Genomic DNA, 16,696 nt, shown 5'->3' on the forward strand with positions numbered 1-16,696 from the left:
GGGTGATCAGCCGACGAACAGTGTCGGCAGAGGCGGAAATCCGTTGAATGACACCGACGAGTAGCTCGCCGTATAGGCACCCGCGTCGAGGATGTCGACGTGGTCTCCCGCTCGTAATGCCAGCGGGAGACTGTAACTGGTGTGCTGATAGATGACGTCATCGCCGTCACAGGTCGGCCCGGCGATGATCACCGGCCCGTCCGGTGTCGCCGGATGGGCTGTGAGCAGCCGATATGCGATGTACTCGTTCTCGGTTTCGGCCAGTCCGGAGTACCGCCCGATGTCGAGGTACACCCATCGATGGGTGTCTGTGTCGCACTTTCGTGAGACCAACACCACTTCGCTTCTGATCACACCGGCCGTCGCGACCACCGCGCGGCCCGGTTCGATCAGCAGTTCCGGGGCGGTGTCGAAGTGCTCGGCGACGGCGGCGCGGATCGCGGCGGCGTGCACCTCGAGCGGGGGAGCGGGCGTCGCGTAGCCGGTGGGGAAGCCGCCGCCGAGGTTGAGCGAGCGGGTCGGCACGCCGCACTCGCCGAGCGCGCGGGCGATCCGGGCGGCCTCGGCGATGCCGGAGACCCAGGCCGCCGGGTCGGTGTGCTGCGAGCCGACGTGGAAGCAGGCGCCGTCCGCCGAGAGCCCCAGATCCGCGGCCCTGGCCAGCAGCCGGATCGCCATATCCGGGTCACAGCCGAACTTTCGGCCGAACGGAGTACCCGACTGCGGGGCGTCGACGATGAACCGGCACGACACCCGGGAACCGGGGGCGAGCACGGCCAGGTTCTCCAGGTCGCCCTCGGAGTCGAAGGTGAACCGCCGCACGCCCAGGCCGTAGGCGTAGGCGATGTCGGCGGCCTTCTTGATCGGGTTGCCGTAGGACAGCGACTCCGGCGTCGCCCCCTGCGCCAGGCACAGGTCGATCTCACCGGTGCTCGCGACGTCGAAACTCGACCCCTCGACGACCAGCGCCCGGACCACTTCCGGGGCCGGATTCGCCTTCACCGCGTAGAAGACGGCCGCCTCGGGCAGCGCGGCGCGGATCGCCCGGTAGTTGGCGCGGACCACGTCCAGATCGATCAACAGGCACGGCGTCGTCGGCGCGTGATCATCGAGATACGCGCGTAGCCGGGTGGGGACGTCCGGCGCCGACAGGGGAACGTCAAGCACGGCGTGCACTGTAATACCCGGGCTACCTGCGAATCGATGACGTGGCCATCGCCGCGCCCGGCATGGTGGCCGTACCATCCGGGCGCGGCGGAGCCGCCGTGGAACGCGGGGTGACCGGGTGTTTACCGCCCGATGCCGGTCAGCGACCGGACCTCCATCTCCTTCTGCTTGGGCACGTTCGCCTGTTCCTTGCTGAGCACGGTGCCGAAGAAGCCGCAGAGGAACGACACGGGGATCGAGACGATGCCCGGGTTGGTGAGCGGGAACAGGTGGAAGTCGACGCCGGAGATGATCGACGTCGGCGCCCCGGAGACCACGGGGGAGAAGAACACCAGCACCAGGCACGAGCCCAGGCCGCCGTACATCGCCCACAGCGTCCCGTTGGTGTTGAACCGCTTCCAGAACAGCGAGTACAGCAGCGTCGAGAGGTTCGCCGACGCGGCGAACGCGAACGCGAGCGCGACCAGGAACGCGACGTTCTGCCCGTTGGCGAGGATGCCGCCGACGATGGCCAGCACGCCGATCACCACCGCGGTCAGCCGCGCGACCTTGACCTCTTCGACCGGGTCGGCCTTGCCCCTGCGGAAGATGTTGTTGAACACGTCATGGGCGAACGAGGCCGACGCCGTGATCGTGAGCCCGGCGACAACAGCGAGGATCGTCGCGAACGCCACCGCCGCGACGATGCCGAGCAGCACCGTGCCGCCGATCTCGAAGGCCAGCAGCGGCGCCGCCGCGTTCTCCCGGCCGGTGGCCGAGAGGATGCGCTCGGAGCCGACCAGCGCCGAGGCGCCGTAGCCGATGATCAGCGTGGCGCCGTAGAACACCGTCATCGCGCCGACCGCCCACACCACCGAGCGGCGGGCCTCCGTCGCGTTGGGCACGGTGTAGAACCGCATCAGCACGTGCGGCAGGCCCGCGGCGCCCAGGACCAGGGCCAGGGCCAGGGAGATGAAGTCGAGCGTGGCGGTCGACGTGCGGCCGTACTGGGCGCCGGGGTCGATCACCCGGGTGCCGTTGGCGTTGTTGGCGGCGGCCTGGTCGAGCAGCGCGGTGAGGCTGAAACCGAACTTGCCCAACAGGAACACCGTCATCAGCACGACGGTGAGGATCAGCAGCGTCGCCTTGATGATCTGCACCCAGGTGGTGCCCTTCATCCCGCCGACGAGCACGTAGAAGATCATGATCAGGCCGACCACCGCGATGACGATCGCCTGCCCGCCCTTGCCCTGCACGTTGAGCAGCAGCGCGACGACCGCGCCCGCGCCCGCCATCTGGGCGAGCATGTAGAACAGCGAGATCACCAGCGTCGACGTCGCGGCGGCGGCGCGCACCGGGCGCTGGCGCATCCGGAAGGCGAGCACGTCGCCCATGGTGAACCGGCCGGTGTTGCGGACCAGCTCGGCGATCAGCAGCAAGTTGACCAGCCACGCCACCAGGAAGCCGATGGAGTAGAGGAAGCCGTCGTAGCCGTTGATGGCGATGGCGCCCGCGATGCCCAGGAACGACGCGGCGGACAGGAAGTCGCCGGACAGGGCGATGCCGTTCTGCGGGCCGGTGAAGCGCCCGCCCGCGGCGTAGTAGTCCGCCGTGGAGCTGTTTCGGGTGCTGACTTTGTAGACGACGTAGAGGGTGATCAGGACGAAGGCGGCGAAGACGATCGTGTTGAGGACCGGGTCGCCGACCTGGCTCGCGGCGAGGTTCGTCATCGGGCGTCCACTCCCGCCTTCACGCGGATCCGCTCGACCTCGGGGTCGATCCGGGTGCGGGCCCACCGCACGTAGAAGGCGGTGATGGCGATCGTGGAGACGAACTGGAGCAGGCCGAACACCAGGGCGATGTTGACCGACCCGAACACGCGGATGCTCATGAAGTCCTTGGCGTAGGCGGCAAGCAGGACGTAGGCGAGGTACCAGACGAAGAACAGCGCGGCCATCGGGAAGACGAACCGGCGGAACCGGGAGCGCAGCGCGGTGAACTCCGGGCTCGCGTGGATCGCGGCGTAGTCGGGACCGGCGGGCGGTCGGGGCTGACCGGCCGGGGTGGTGATACCGCCGAATGTCGCGGCGCGCTGACCGCGTGCGCGCACAGGGGGCGGGACGACCTCGGTCATTGCATTCCTCCGTCACTGCTGTGCGGGCGAGTGGCAGGCGAGTGGCAAGCGTCGGGTGACTCGCGTGAGATGACTCGCGTGGGTGAATGGGTCGGGTCCTTCGGCGGCGCGGGAGATATCGCGCCGAATGGTCCCGCGCCCGTCGCCGCATTGCGGGACCGGGCCGCGCCATACTACCCACGACTAGCGGGATCGCCTAATGATCGGTGCTATTTCTCGGCGCGGATCACGGAACGATAGCGGCGGCAATTGGATACGGGCCGATCCAGGACTTCACACGACCCGGTGAACCAGATGATCACGCCCCGTGTTCATGGTGGCTCACGGCAGGGTGATGGTCACCGATCGTGGAGTGATCACGGCCCGCAGTGGAGGTCAGGACGCTCGTTGCGGGGGAGTAGTTGCAGGTAGAAGCAAAGAGAGGTGTGGCCGCGAAGATCGCTGGGCCGCCAGAGTGTCAATGTAACCCGATCGAGCGATTAAGCTTCCAAATGCCACTCGATGTGTGACTAAATGCTGTCGTGAGTGCCGCGCGTACCCGCCGCTAAACCCCTGTTTCGGTCGTTTATGCAGGTCAGTCCGGTCGCGCCGGAAAAGGTTGATGATCGCCTGAACGACGGTACGCTGTGCTCTCAAGTTCTCGCCGAAGTCGCCGATGTCCGGGGAGGGACGACGCGACGCCATTCGGCTGACGCAGACGTTGACGAAGCAGTTGACCCGGTAGTCGATGCGGTTTGGTGAGTTGTCCCCAGTGGATGTGGTGACCTGCATGTGGTTCCCCGTTGTGCCCTGTGCTGTCCGGGATTCGTGGTGGAAGGAGAACGGCGCGGTGAGGCTGTTATTCCCACGGCGACCAGAGTCCGTCGCGGAGGAGTGCGAGTGACCGAGATCGTGTCCAATCCCGACTCCCCACCCGGGGTGAGGCGGTCGCGCTCCGCCCCCGGCAGGTCGGTGCTCCGCCAGTGGCGTGACTGGAGAATCCCGGTCAAGCTCGCCGCGGTCACCCTGGTCCCCGCCCTGTTCGCGGTCGTGCTCGGCGCCCTGCAGATCGGTTCGCAGATCGACCGCGCCGACACCTACAAGCAGATCGACCGGCTCGTCACGGTCAACGACACCCTCCACAAGACCGTCACCTGGCTGCAGCGCGAGCGCACCAAGGCCTCGGTCCTGCTGACCTCGGAATCGCGGGAGATCGCCTTCGAGGTGCTCAGCGAGCAGCGGCAGGCCGACAGCGCCCGCGACGCGCTGATCAAGGCGGCCGCCGGCCTGACCTACGCCAACCAGACCACCGGCGCGCGCTACGCCGACGTCCTGACCCGCTTCGGCGAACTCGACGTCCTGCGCGGCCGGGTCGGCGCCCGCGAGATCGACGGCCCCACCGCGCTCGACGGCTACACCCTGGTGATCCGCTCGCTGATCGCCTTCGACCGCGCCGCCGCCGAGGAGGTCGCCGACCCGGCCCTGTCCGGCACGGCGGGCGCCCTGCACGACCTCGAGGCGGCGAAGGAAGAGGTTTACTACCAACAGGGTCTGGTCGGCATCGGCCTCGCCCGCGGCGGCCTCACCAGCCAGGAACTCGACGCCGTGCGCGCCTCCGAGGCCCGCCTCGGCGACCGCACCGCGGACTTCCGCGCCCTGGCCGACCCGGCGCAGCAGGCCGAGTACGACCGGACGCTGACCGAGGCCGACCTCACCTCCCGCGCCAACCTGGTCCAGCTCGTCCTGGGCGGCCCCCAGAACGCGGCGCCGCCGATCGGCGCGCAGGACTGGAACACCGCGAGCGAGCTGGTCTCCGGCAGGCTCAGCGACGTCAGCGCCACCCTCGGCGCGCAGATCAAGAACGGGTCCGCGGCGCTGCAGGACTCGGCGAGCGACGGCGCGGGCATCGCGTCGGTCGTCCTGATCCTGGCCCTGGTGCTCGCCGCCGCGATCATGTTCGTCATCGGCAGGCAGCTGCTGGGCTCGCTCAGCGCCCTGCGGCGCGGTGCCCTCGACATCGCCGAACGCGGCCTTCCCGCCGCGGTGGCCCGGATCCGCGACGGCAAGGACCTGGTTGTCCCGACCGTCGAGCCGGTGGCCGTGGCCACCGCGGACGAGGTCGGCCAGGTCGCCCGGGCGTTCGACGCCGTGCACCAGGAGGCGCTGCGGCTCGCGACCGAGCAGGCGGGCATGCGCGCCAACTACGCGGGCGTGTTCGTCAACCTCTCGCGCCGCAGCCAGGGGCTCGTGCAGCGCCAGCTCCAGCTCCTCGAACGGCTCGAACGCGACGAGGAGGACGCCGACCAGCTCGCGACGCTGTTCCAGCTCGACCACCTCGCCACCCGGATGCGGCGCAACAACGAGAACCTGATGGTCCTCTCCGGCAGTGTCGCCGGTGAGCACCAGGCGCGCCGGGCCCAGCAGCCGGTGAGCCTGTCCGACCTGCTGCGCGCGGCGGTCTCGGAAGTCGAGCAGTACCAGCGGGTCGTCATCACCGCGCCGCCGACCGTGCTGGTCGTGGGCTACGCCGTGGGCGACCTGGTCCGGCTCACCGCCGAGCTGCTCGACAACGCCGCCGCGTTCTCCGCGCCCGCCACCCAGGTCGTGATCTCCAGCCACCACACCGAAGGCGGCACCGTCCGCATCGAGGTGAGCGACCGCGGCATCGGCATGAAGCCCGACGAACTGGCCGAGGCCAACGGAAGGCTCGCCGAGGACGGCGTCGTCGACGCCACCACCTCCCGCCGGATGGGCCTGTTCGTGGTGGGGCGGCTCGCCGCCCGCCACGGCGTCAAGGTGCGGCTGCGGCCGGGCACGCCGACCGGCCTGCGGGCCACGGTGATCGTGCCCGCCGACCTGGTCACGTCCAATGTGGTCGAACTGCCGGGCAAGCCCGCCACCGAACTTCCTCCGGCCCTGGACAAGGGCCCCGACGGCGGAGCGCCCACGGGGAATCCGCCGCGGACCAACGGGTCCCACGTCAACGGGTCCACAGTCAATGGTTCGGCTGTCAACGGCACTGCTGGTTCCAAGGTCAACGGGACCAACGGCTCGAAGGTCAACGGCACCAACGGATCGAGCGGCGCGACCCCGAACGGGCTGCCGCGGCGGTCGATCCGCAGCGGGGTCGAGGCGCTCAGCGCGCTGACCCGCGGCGACGGCGCGCAGCTGCCCGAGCAGTTCCCCACACCGCGCGACGCGGTCGACACTCTTGCTGCTCCGCAGAATCCGCTGCCCGAGCCGCCCGCGGCCGACGCGACGTCCTGGCCAAGCCACCCGGTCCCCACCGGCCTGGCCGACGACGCCCCGGCGGAAGCCCTGTTCGACCCGGTGGTGCCGGTCGAGACCTCGGAAACGCCCGAGACTTCGGAGACTTCGGCGACTGCAGAGGCTTCGGGGGCTTCGGGGGCCCCGGCGGTGCCCACCCCGGTGGCACCGAGCCTGGCCGAACCCGCCGAGGACACCACCGGGTGGTGGGACACGACCATCATCTACGAGCGCGCCCCCGGCGCTCCGGTCGACCGCGGCATCCAGGAGACCACGCCGATCTTCGACGAGATGGTCTCGGCCTGGTTCCGCGCGGTCACCGACGACCCGAACTCCACCGCCGCCGACGTCGCCATGCCGCAGGCCTGGGACTTCGCCGCCGACCAGGGTTTCCAGGCGGCGCAAGCGGTTTCGCGGGCACAGCCCGAGGACTTCACCCGGTCCGGGCTGCCCCGCCGGACCCCTCGGCGCAACCTGGTGCCCGGCAGCGCCGAGCCCACGGCGACCCCCGCCCCGGCGGCCACCGACCGCGACGCCGAGGACCTGCGGACCCGGCTGTCGAACTACCAGCGCGGCGTCCACCGGGCCCGCGGCGCCCACCACACCGGGCCCGCGCACGGCCAGCCGGAGATCCAGCCGGGCCTGGACCTGCGCGGCGCGCAGTGGCGCTTCGCCGCGGACTCCGGCTGGGCCGCCGCCGAAAACCTCACGACGTCCACTTCGGACACCGCTGCCGACGGCAGCCTGCCGCGGCGCACGCCGCGCGAACGGCTGCTGCCCGGCAGTCTCGACCCGGCGCCCGGCCCGCGGGTGCGGGTCGAGCGCGACGCCGACGCGCTGCGCGACCGGCTTGGCAGCCTGCAGCGCGGTGTCGGCCGCGGTCGCGAAAGTCTTGCCCGCCAAGCAGGAGACCAGGATCACGGGTCCGATGTCTGACCCGGACCTTCCCATGAATGGAGCACGATGACGTCCACGCAGTCCAAGCCAAGCCAATTCGGCTGGTTGGTCAACGACTTCGCGGAACGAGTCACCGGGGTGGCGCACGCCGTGGTGGTCTCGGCCGACGGGTTGCTGCTGACCTCCTCCGCCCGGCTGCCGGTCGACCGCGCCGACCAGTTGGCCGCCGTGGCGTCCGGGCTGATCAGCCTCACCTCCGGTGCCGCACGGTGTTTCGACGCCGGTGAGGTCAAGGAAACCGTGGTCGAGATGGAGCGCGGCATCATGCTCCTGATGGCCATCGGCGACGGCTCTTGCCTGGCCGTGCTCGCCGCACCGACCTGCGATATCGGGCAGGTCGCCTACGAGATGACCCTTCTGGTCGACCGCGTCGGCCAGATCCTGACCCCGGAATTGCGTGCGGCGCTGCAAGGCGCCACCGGGAGGATGGTGGGGCAGCCCGCATGACAGACACATGAGCAGCCTGTGGGGCGAACCCGCCCCGGAAATGACCATCGCCGACCTGATGAACGGCCTCTCGCTCGGCGGGGGCCGCAAGAAGCACCGCAAGCCCGAACTGGAAGAACCGCCTCCACCCGCGGAATCGGTGGCGGACAACGGAGACGTGGAACCGGACTGGCCCGAGGGCGAATCCGGTGTGGCCGATCATGCCCCGGTCGAGCCGCTCCCCGTCGAAGACGCCGCCATGGTGCGCCCGTACGCCTGGACGCGCGGGCGCACCCGGTCCACGTTCGAACTGCGCGTGGAGACCATGGTGTCCACCAGCGACCGGGCCGCGGACGCCGACGCGTTCGCGGAATCCGAACACCGCGCCATCGGCGTGCTGTGCAAGGAACCGCGGTCGGTCGCCGAGGTGGCAACCCTGTTCGGCGCGCCGCTCGGCGTCGCGAAAGTCCTGTTGGGCGACATGGCCCAGCTCGGTTTGGTCACGGTGCACAAGACCGCAACCGGTGGTGCCAACAAGGCCCACCTGGTGTTGATGGAAAGGGTACTGAGTGGACTCCGTCGGCTATGAGGACACGGAGGCCCCCACGCTGACCTCGGTCAAGATCGTGGTGGCTGGTGGTTTCGGCGCGGGCAAGACGACGTTCGTCGGCTCCGTCTCGGAGATCATGCCCCTCACCACCGAAGCGGTGATGACCAGCGCGAGCGTGGGCATCGACGACCTCGCCGCGACCCCCAACAAGTCCACGACCACGGTCGCGATGGACTTCGGCCGCGTCTCCCTGGACTCGGACCTGATCCTGTACCTGTTCGGCACGCCCGGGCAGCAGCGGTTCTGGTTCATGTGGGACGACCTGGTCCGCGGCGCGATCGGTGCGGTCGTGCTGGCCGACACCCGTCGGCTGGCGGACTGCTTCTCGCCGATCGACTTCTTCGAGGAGCGCAACCTCCCGTACGTCATCGGCCTGAACTGCTTCGACGGCGTCCTCGGCCACGACCTGGAGGAGGTCCGCGACGCCCTGGCCATCGGCCCGGAAGTCCCGATCGTGACCTGCGACGCCCGCGACCGGCAGTCGACGAAGCAGACCTTGATCACGATGGTCGAATACTCGATGCGCCGATGGGTGGCATTGCATGGCGCCGGCGTCGGCTGAGGTCAGAAGTTCAGCCGGTAGACCTGACTGGCCTTGGTCGCGGTCATGAAGTCCATCGGCACGACCCCGACCAGCTGCCGGTTCAGCGCGCCCAGGTACCCGCTCACCCTGGGTGCGATCGCGTTGGCCGCGTCCCGGGGCCACAGACCCCAGCCCCAGGACGAGGTGAACGTGATGAACAGGTTGCCGTTCGAGACCCGCGCCGCGTCGAGGTGTCGCTGCACGCCGGGCCACTTGCGGGAGTAGAGGTCGAAGATGGTGGGGATGTCGTAGTCGTCGGCGATGTCGAGCCCACCCCAGCCGATGCCGGGCACTCCGCCGTTGTCGGAGATGACGACGACCTTGCCACGGCTCTGGCCGAGGGCGGGGATGTGCGCGTCGGTCTTCATCAGGGTGGGCCAGCGGCGCTGGTAGTCGGCGAACACGGCCCCGAACGCGGCGTTGGAGTCGTTTGAGTACTCCTGCTTGACGCGCATGAGGATGGTCTCGCTCGGGTGCGAGGAGAGGAAGGCGGCGCACTGGTTGAGGACGTCGCCGAACATCAGGTTTTGGTAGTACGCGCCGTGGTGCATGGCGAAGGACCCGTTGATCAGCCGACAGCGGGCGTCGAGGAACCGCACCCCGACGTTGAGCTGCTCGGCGACGGTGAGGTCTTGGTTCGCGACCGCGGGTCCGCCGACCCGGGTCGCCGAGCCGTGGGTGCCGGGCATGCTGATGCGGGAGAGAAGGGTGCTGTCGGGCAGCCCGCCCATCCAGTTGGATGAGGCGGCGGAGGCGGTGGCGGTGCTGAGACCGACGCCTGCGGCGACCAGCCCCGCCCCGGCGAGCGCCTGACCGAACGACCTGCGAGAGACCATGGTGCCCATACGCCACTCCATCCCAGTCGCGAATGGAGTTCACATTAGCGGTGGGTCTTGCGTTTCGGACCCCGTCAGGTGTCGTAGTCCGCTCGGCTTCGTGCTTGCGCCAACTCCTTCGTGAGTCGGTCCACCGCGATCCTGCATACGGTCGGGCCTGCCCAGTAGTGCTTGACCACGTTCTCGTGCGTGATTTCCGGGTCGTCCGGGTATCGGACGGGTGTCGGCACGGTCGACCCGTCTCGGAGCACGATGAGCACTTCCTCGCTGAAGTGAATCGGGTCGGTGCGATGGACCTTGAACCTGTGGATCGACTCCCAGGGGAAGGTTTGAGAAGTGGTGAGCTCCTGCGATCTCACCCCGAGTTCGCTGACATAGATACCGCGTTTGAACATCTGATAGCTGAACGTGGTCAACGACGCCAGGAATGCGATGACGCCGAGCAGGGCCAGAAGAGACGAACCGCCTTTGATCGCATCGCGAACCGCTATGTAGATCATTACGCCCGTGAAACCCGCGCCGAGCAGCGTGAACACGCCGGCCATCTCGTCGTTCGCCGATCGGGGCGAGACTCTCCGCCACTGAGGCATGTGTTCCCCCTTGTGTCCCACGCCGACGTCGGTCCGCCCTGATCAAATTATGGGAGCGATCACTTCGAAGTGGAAGCAACTGGGCAGGCTGAATTGCTCACCATCGTCGAGCAGTGATGGTCAGCGGTCGGTCAGTTGGGTCCGCATTGCGCTGAGGCCGTCGAGGAAAGCGTTCAAGGCCATCTCGAAGCTGTCCGCGTCGATCTCGTCCGCGTGGTCCCGCAACCGGTGCGCCTGGTCAAGATGCGGATACCGGTCGACATAGACCTGGACGTCGTCCTCGAACCCGCGGGAGAACGAGCTCATCGCCGCTCCCAATACCAGGTACTTCGTCGAAGCCCCGATCATCGTGGCGTAGCGAGGTGGCCAGCCTGCCCGGACAAGGCCGCCGTGAACCGCGTCCGCTCGGGCAAGGGAGGTTTCGCGGCGGGCGGGCCCGGTGGCCAACACTGGGACCATGTTCGGGTGGGCCGCCAGTGCCGCCCGGTAGGAACGCGCCCAGGTGCGTACGCCTGCCGCCCAATCGGTTCCGGCGAAGTCGCTGACGTCCACTGTGGACATGATGTCGTCGGCGATGTCGTGGAGGAGTTCGTCTTTCGTGCGGTAGTGGCTGTACAAGGACGGTGCCTGCACGCCGAGGTCGCCCGCCAGCTTGCGCATCGACAGGCCGGTCAGTCCCTCGGCGTCGACCATCGCCAAAGCGCGCTCGCGGATGCGGGCGCGGCTCAGGAGCGGGGTGCTCGGCCGTGGCACGTGTGTCTCCCAGGTCACTGCCGGCAGTGGTTGCCGGGACGGTTCAACGATCCTATCCTGACTAAACCTAACACCGTACGGTTTACCGTCCGAAACCTGGATTGGGAGTGTCATGGACCTCGCTCTCACCGACGAGCAGCAGGCCCTCTGGGACCTGGCGCGCGACTTCATCGATCGGGAGGTCGTGCCCAACGCGGCCGAGTGGGACCGCCGGGAGCAGGTCGACCGGGCGATCGTGGCCAAACTGGGCGCCATCGGGTTCCTGGGTATGACCATCCCCGAGGAGTACGGCGGCTCCGGCGGCGACCACCTGTCGTACTGCCTGATGATGGAGGAACTCGGCCGCGGCGACTCGGCGATCCGGGGGATCGTCTCCGTCTCGCTCGGCCTGGTCGGCAAGTCGATCGCGAGCTACGGCTCCGAGGAGCAGAAGCGGCACTGGCTGCCCCGGCTCAGCTCCGGGGAATCCCTGGCCTGCTTCGGCCTCACCGAGCCCGACACCGGATCGGACGCGGGCAGCCTCGCCACCAAAGCGGTCCGCGACGGCGACGACTACGTCATCACCGGCTCGAAGATGTTCATCACCAACGGAACCTGGGCCGACGTCTCCCTGATCTTCGCCCGCACCGGCGGACCCGGTCCCAAGGGCATCAGCGCGTTCCTGGTGCCGACCGACTCGGCGGGTTTCACCCACCGCGAGATCAAGGGCAAGCTCGGCCTGCGTGGTCAGTCCACAGGGGAACTGGTCCTCGACGCCGTGCGCGTGCCCGAGTCCGCGCGGCTCGGCGATGAGGGCGTCGGGTTCAAGATCGCCATGTCCGCGCTGGACAAGGGCCGCATGTCGGTCGCCGCGGGCTGCGTCGGCCTTGCCAAGGGGGCACTGGACGCGAGCGTCAAGTACTCGCTGGAGCGCACCCAGTTCGGCAAGCCGATCGCCGGATACCAACTGGTGCAAGAGATGCTGGCCGACATGGCGGTCGCCACCGACGCCGCCCGGCTGCTGGTCTGGCGGGTCGCCGACCTCATCGAGCGCGGCAAGCCGTTCGGCACCGAGGCGTCCATGGCGAAGCTGTTCGCCAGCGAGAACGCGGTGTCCGCGGCGAACCTCGCCATCCAGGTGTTCGGCGGTTACGGCTACCTCGACGAGTACCCGGTCGCCAAGTTCCTGCGCGACGCCCGCGTGATGACGCTTTACGAGGGCACCAGCCAGATCCAGAAGCTGCTGATCGGTCGTGCCTTGACCGGCGTCAACGCATTCGTCTGAGGAGAACCCTCATGGATTTCTCGCTGAGCGACGAGGAACGCGAAGTCCGCGAGTGGGTGCGCACGTTCGTCCGCAAGGAGATCATGCCCCTGGAGCCCGAGGTGCTGCGCCGCGAGCGGGCCAACCAGCCCGGGCTGCCCGCGGACGAGCTGAAAGCTTTGCAGCTCAAGGCGAAGGAGTCCGGCTTCTGGGGTGTGCAGACGCCCCAGGAGTACGGCGGAATGGGCTTGAGCGCGGTCATGATGGCGCTGATCGAGGCCGAGCTGGGCCGCTCGTTCGTCCAGTTCCGCTTCGGTGGCTACGCCGACAACATCCTGTTCCACGCCAACGACGAGCAGAAGCAGCGCTACCTGCTGCCGACGATCGCGGGCGACCGCAAGTCGTGCTTCGCGATCACCGAGCCGGGCGCGGGGTCCGACGCCAAGGCGATCCGCACGTCGGCCCGGCAGGACGGCACCGACTGGGTCATCAACGGCGAGAAGACCTTCATCACCGGCGGCAACGAAGCCGACTTCACCATGGTGTTCGCGGTGACAGACAAGGAAAAAGGCGCCAACGGCGGGGTCACCTGCTTCCTGGTGGACCGCGACGCCGGGTGGCGTTCCGAGCCGATCGACACGATGGGGGAGTGGGGTCCGGCCGCGCTCGTCTTCGAGGACGTTCGGGTGCCGCAGGAGAACATCCTCGGCGAGGTCGGCAAGGGCTTCGAGCTGGCCATGCAGTGGATCGGCCGCGGCCGCTACGCCCTCCCGGCCCGCGCGCTCGGCGCGTGTGAGCGACTCGTCGGGATGGCGATCGAGCAGGCGAACACCCGCGTCACCTTCGGTCAGCCGATCGCCGAGTACCAGGCCATCCAGTGGATGATCGCGGACTCGGCGATGGAGATCGAGGCGCTGCGCTGGCTGGTGCTGCACGCCGCGTGGGTCGTCGACCAGGGCCGCGATTCCCGTCAGGCGCAGTCGATCGCGAAGCTGTACGGCGGCGTCAAGGCCAACGAGATCGTCGACCGGGTCCTGCAGATCCACGGCGGCATGGGCTACACCCGGGAACTGCCGATCGAGCGGTGGTACCGGGAGCTGCGGCTGCTGCGCATCTACGAGGGCACAGACGAGATTCAGCGCCGCACCATCGCCCGTAACCTGCTCAAAGGACACGCCACCGTGTCCGGCACACTCGGTTAGATCCGATCCACCAACCTAGGAGCGTCATGGTCAGGGCTGCTGTTCTCACCGAACAGGGCAAGCCGATGCAGGTCACCGACATCACGCTGCCCGCCCCCGGTCCGGGGCGGGTCAAGGTGAAGGTCGTGGCCGCCGGTGTGTGCCACTCCGACCTGTCGCTGTCCAACGGCACGCTGCGTCAGCCGATCCCGGCGGTGCTGGGGCACGAGGGCGCCGGGATCGTGCTGGAAGTCGGCGAAGGCGTCACGAACGTCGCCCCCGGCGACCACGTGCTGCTGAACTGGGCGCCCCCGTGTCGCGAGTGCTGGTTCTGCGGGGAGGGCGAGCCGTGGCTGTGTGAGCGGGCCGCCGACGCCGCCGAGATCCCGCACGCCGAGTTGGCCGACGGCACCGCGCTGTACCCGGGGCTGGGGTGTGGCGCGTTCGCCGAGGAGACCATCGTCCCCGCGCGCGGCGCGGTGAAGATCCCCGACGACATCCCGCTGGAGCAGGCCGCCGTCCTCGGCTGCGCGGTCCTGACCGGCGCGGGCGCGGTGTTCAACACCGCAGCCGTGCGACCCGGGCAGTCCGTGGTTGTCGTCGGCGTCGGCGGCGTGGGGCTTTCGGTGCTGCAGGCCGCCAAGATCGCCGGCGCCGGGCCGATCATCGCGGTCGACACCTCCGAGGCCAAGCGCGACCTGGCGCTCGCGCAGGGAGCCACCGACTTCATCGTCTCCGACGACACCACGGCGAAAGCGGTCCGCAAGCTGACCGAGGGCCGCGGCGCCGACATCGCGTTCGAGTGCGTCGGCCACCCGGCGGCGATCCGCACGGCGTGGTCGTCGAGCAGGCGCGGCGGGCACCTGGTCGTCGTGGGTGTCGGCTCGGCCAAGGCGAAGGTCGAGTTCAGCGCGCTGGAGCTGTACTACTTCGGCCGCAAGGTCAGCGGCTGCGTCTTCGGCTCGATCGACCCGGACGTCGACGTCCCCCGCCTGCTGGACCTCGTCCGGTCCGGTCAGCTCGACGTGTCGAGTCTGGTCACCTCGACCACCGGCCTCGACGGCATCGAGGGCGCCTTCGAGGACATGCGCTCCGGCCGCGGCGCCCGGACCTTGGTGCGCCTGTAAATCCGTGGCGGGTCGGATGGTCGCGCGCTAGCTTCGGCTGATGCCCTTCACCATTCGGCCCGCCCATTCCGACGACGCCGAACCGGCCGCCGCGCTGCGGCGCACCGTCTTCCCGTACCAGCTGATGAGCGCCGCCGAGGTGCGCAGGAAGATCGCCGAGCCGACCCCCGCGCAGCGCGGCGCCATCTGGGTCGCGTGCTCGGACGGCACGGTCGTCGGGTGGGCCGCCTGCGGCCTGAACTCATGGACCAGTGAAGAGGGCGTCGGGTTCCTGACCCTGCACGTCCACCCCGATCACCGGCGGGCAGGCATCGGCACCGAGCTGGTTTCGCGCACCGACAGCCACTTGGCGGACATCGGGGCGCGTCGGGTGCAGGTGTTCGCCGCTGCCGAGTCCGTGGACTTCGCGGTGGCACAGGGATTCGCGCCCACCCGCGAGATGCACTTCGCGAGCCTGGATCCGCGTGTCCTGCCGCCGTGCCCGCCCACGCCCGCGGGCGTGGACCTGGTCCCGATCGCCGCGGTCGACCCAAGGCTGGTCTACGACGCGGACACCGCCGCCTCCCTGGACGAACCGAGCGCCGCACCCATCGACTCCTTCGACTACGACGAGTGGCTGACCGAGGTCTGGTCAGCGCCGATGCTCGACCACGACCTGAGCACCGCGGCCATGGTCGACGGCAAGGTCGCGTGCTTCACCGCGGTGCAGACCGACGGCGACCGCGCCTGGTCCGGGATGACCGGCACCGTGCGCGGCCACCGCGGCCGGGGCCTGGCCAAGCTGGTGAAGTCCACCGCGCTGGCCAGGGCCGCGTCCGCGGGCATCGTGCGGGCCTCAACCTCGATGGACGCCCGAAACGCGCCCATGCTCGCCATCAATGGTTGGCTCGGCTACCGCCGCGTCGCCACCCAAATCGGCCTGACGCGCTAGTCCGGTCACGCGATAGGCGGCGATCACGGCGGCCAGCACCGCGGCGGTCACCTGCGCGGCCAACACCAGGACGTAGACGACGACCTGCGACACGTCGTCGGCGCCGAAGCGGGTGCCGAGGGTGACCAGCGACCAACAGGCCCAGCCGAACATCGCGCCCGCGCCGACCCACGTCATCCCCAGCGGCACCATCACCGGACGATCCCGCGGCAGGCGGCGCACCAGCCAGGTCAGGCCGGCCGCGGTGAGCAGGGCGGCCAGGCCGTGGATGCCGATGGAAACGCTGTCGCCCGCGCCGGGCGCGGAGGTCAGACCGGGCGGCATCCCCAGTGTCGAGCCGACGGCCCACGACAGGTACGCCGCCGCGACACCGAGCGCCAGCACGGACGCGACCACCGCCAGACCCAACGCGAGGGGGTCACCTGCCCCGGTGTTTCGAGCCGCCCAGACCTGTGGCCACCGGGCCCGGGTGTAGAGGACGAACGCGGCCATCAGCAGCACGCCCTGCAACGCGAAACCGCCGTAGACCACGGCGTAAACCCAGGACCGCAGGAACGCGGCGTCACCGGCGGGCGCGTCGCCGAGCAGGGTGGGCAGCAGCGGGGCGAGGAGCACGATCGGCGCGAGCATGCCGGAGGCCAGCCACATCGGCACGATGACCACCGGCGCGGGCAGGCGCAGCCCCCACGGCCTGGTCAGCGCCAGGGCGGTGACCAGCACGATCAGGTCCATGAACACGGTGGCGATGTTCGCCACCAGCAGCTCGTCCATGTCGGCGCCGACGACGCCGACGGTGCCGCCGAAGATCCAGTTCAGCTTGAGCGCGAGATAGGGGAAGGTGGCGGCGACGGCGCCGAGACCCACCAGCTGTCGTGTGGTCGTCATAACCGTCAGCCTGGCGTTCGGGCCGCCGCCGCACCTGAGCCCCAGGAG

General features: G+C 69.3%; 15 protein-coding genes. 8 read left to right on the forward strand and 7 right to left on the reverse strand.

The genetic code is table 11. The features are described from left to right. Nucleotides 1–6 precede the first annotated feature (6 nt). From C8E96_RS20330 to C8E96_RS20340, 3 genes are all read right to left on the reverse strand, one after another. Nucleotides 7–1,176 (reverse strand): type III PLP-dependent enzyme, encoded by a 1,170-nt coding sequence (locus C8E96_RS20330; protein ID WP_228769879.1) that lies wholly within the window; start codon nucleotides 1,174–1,176, stop codon nucleotides 7–9. A gap of 113 nt (nucleotides 1,177–1,289) precedes the next feature. Beyond that, entirely contained in the window at nucleotides 1,290–2,876 is a 1,587-nt protein-coding gene (locus C8E96_RS20335) for a solute symporter family protein (protein WP_091374780.1), read from the reverse strand. Then, nucleotides 2,873–3,280, reverse strand: coding sequence for a DUF485 domain-containing protein (locus tag C8E96_RS20340; RefSeq protein WP_091374783.1), 408 nt, complete (start codon nucleotides 3,278–3,280; stop codon nucleotides 2,873–2,875). Before C8E96_RS20340 ends, C8E96_RS20335 begins: the two co-directional genes overlap by 4 nt. An 879-nt stretch (nucleotides 3,281–4,159) precedes the next feature. Between C8E96_RS20340 and C8E96_RS20345 the strand changes: the two genes are divergently transcribed. The 4 genes from C8E96_RS20345 to C8E96_RS20360 are packed head-to-tail and all read left to right on the forward strand — an operon-like array spanning nucleotide 4,160 to nucleotide 9,081. After that, the gene (locus C8E96_RS20345) at nucleotides 4,160–7,462 is read left to right on the forward strand and encodes a sensor histidine kinase (RefSeq protein ID WP_133794612.1); all 3,303 of its coding nucleotides are present in this window, start codon (nucleotides 4,160–4,162) and stop codon (nucleotides 7,460–7,462) included. 27 nt (nucleotides 7,463–7,489) lie between these two features. Beyond that, nucleotides 7,490–7,930: a roadblock/LC7 domain-containing protein gene (locus tag C8E96_RS20350; RefSeq protein ID WP_091374789.1), complete on the forward strand. Its 441-nt coding sequence runs from the start codon at nucleotides 7,490–7,492 to the stop codon at nucleotides 7,928–7,930. A 7-nt stretch (nucleotides 7,931–7,937) separates the two neighbouring features. Then, the gene (locus C8E96_RS20355) at nucleotides 7,938–8,498 is read left to right on the forward strand and encodes a DUF742 domain-containing protein (protein ID WP_228769880.1); all 561 of its coding nucleotides are present in this window, start codon (nucleotides 7,938–7,940) and stop codon (nucleotides 8,496–8,498) included. Further along, nucleotides 8,479–9,081 carry a GTP-binding protein gene (locus C8E96_RS20360; protein ID WP_166658058.1) on the forward strand — a complete coding sequence of 201 codons (603 nt, stop codon included), beginning with the start codon at nucleotides 8,479–8,481 and terminating at the stop codon, nucleotides 9,079–9,081. Before C8E96_RS20355 ends, C8E96_RS20360 begins: the two co-directional genes overlap by 20 nt. A 2-nt stretch (nucleotides 9,082–9,083) precedes the next feature. Here the strand turns inward: C8E96_RS20360 and C8E96_RS20365 are convergent, their stop codons facing one another. The 3 genes from C8E96_RS20365 to C8E96_RS20375 form a co-directional block, all read right to left on the reverse strand. Then, entirely contained in the window at nucleotides 9,084–9,947 is an 864-nt protein-coding gene (locus C8E96_RS20365; protein ID WP_228769881.1) for a phosphatidylinositol-specific phospholipase C, read from the reverse strand. A gap of 65 nt (nucleotides 9,948–10,012) precedes the next feature. Next, entirely contained in the window at nucleotides 10,013–10,474 is a 462-nt protein-coding gene (locus tag C8E96_RS20370) for a hypothetical protein (RefSeq protein ID WP_133794614.1), read from the reverse strand. A gap of 174 nt (nucleotides 10,475–10,648) precedes the next feature. Then, on the reverse strand, nucleotides 10,649–11,281 hold the full coding sequence (locus tag C8E96_RS20375) for a TetR/AcrR family transcriptional regulator (protein ID WP_091375586.1): 633 nt from the start codon (nucleotides 11,279–11,281) through the stop codon (nucleotides 10,649–10,651). A gap of 112 nt (nucleotides 11,282–11,393) precedes the next feature. Here C8E96_RS20375 and C8E96_RS20380 point away from each other — a divergent pair, with 112 nt between their 5' ends. Genes C8E96_RS20380 through C8E96_RS20395 form a run of 4 tightly spaced genes read left to right on the forward strand, consistent with a single transcriptional unit; the run spans nucleotide 11,394 to nucleotide 15,763 of the window. Next, nucleotides 11,394–12,545: an acyl-CoA dehydrogenase family protein gene (locus C8E96_RS20380; RefSeq protein ID WP_091374795.1), complete on the forward strand. Its 1,152-nt coding sequence runs from the start codon at nucleotides 11,394–11,396 to the stop codon at nucleotides 12,543–12,545. An 11-nt stretch (nucleotides 12,546–12,556) separates the two neighbouring features. Continuing rightward, entirely contained in the window at nucleotides 12,557–13,726 is a 1,170-nt protein-coding gene (locus C8E96_RS20385; protein ID WP_091374798.1) for an acyl-CoA dehydrogenase family protein, read from the forward strand. Nucleotides 13,727–13,752: 26 nt separating this feature from the next. Then, on the forward strand, nucleotides 13,753–14,832 hold the full coding sequence (locus tag C8E96_RS20390; RefSeq protein WP_091374802.1) for a zinc-binding dehydrogenase: 1,080 nt from the start codon (nucleotides 13,753–13,755) through the stop codon (nucleotides 14,830–14,832). 40 nt (nucleotides 14,833–14,872) lie between these two features. Next, nucleotides 14,873–15,763, forward strand: coding sequence for a GNAT family N-acetyltransferase (locus tag C8E96_RS20395; protein WP_091374805.1), 891 nt, complete (start codon nucleotides 14,873–14,875; stop codon nucleotides 15,761–15,763). Here the strand turns inward: C8E96_RS20395 and C8E96_RS20400 are convergent. Further along, nucleotides 15,668–16,648, reverse strand: a complete 981-nt coding sequence (locus tag C8E96_RS20400; protein WP_091374809.1) for a hypothetical protein — start codon at nucleotides 16,646–16,648, stop codon at nucleotides 15,668–15,670. The two genes, C8E96_RS20395 and C8E96_RS20400, sit on opposite strands and share 96 nt — an antisense overlap. Between the last annotated feature and the right edge of the window lie 48 nt (nucleotides 16,649–16,696).

It is taken from the genome of Actinokineospora alba, from assembly GCF_004362515.1.
Lineage (GTDB): Bacteria > Actinomycetota > Actinomycetes > Mycobacteriales > Pseudonocardiaceae > Actinokineospora > Actinokineospora alba.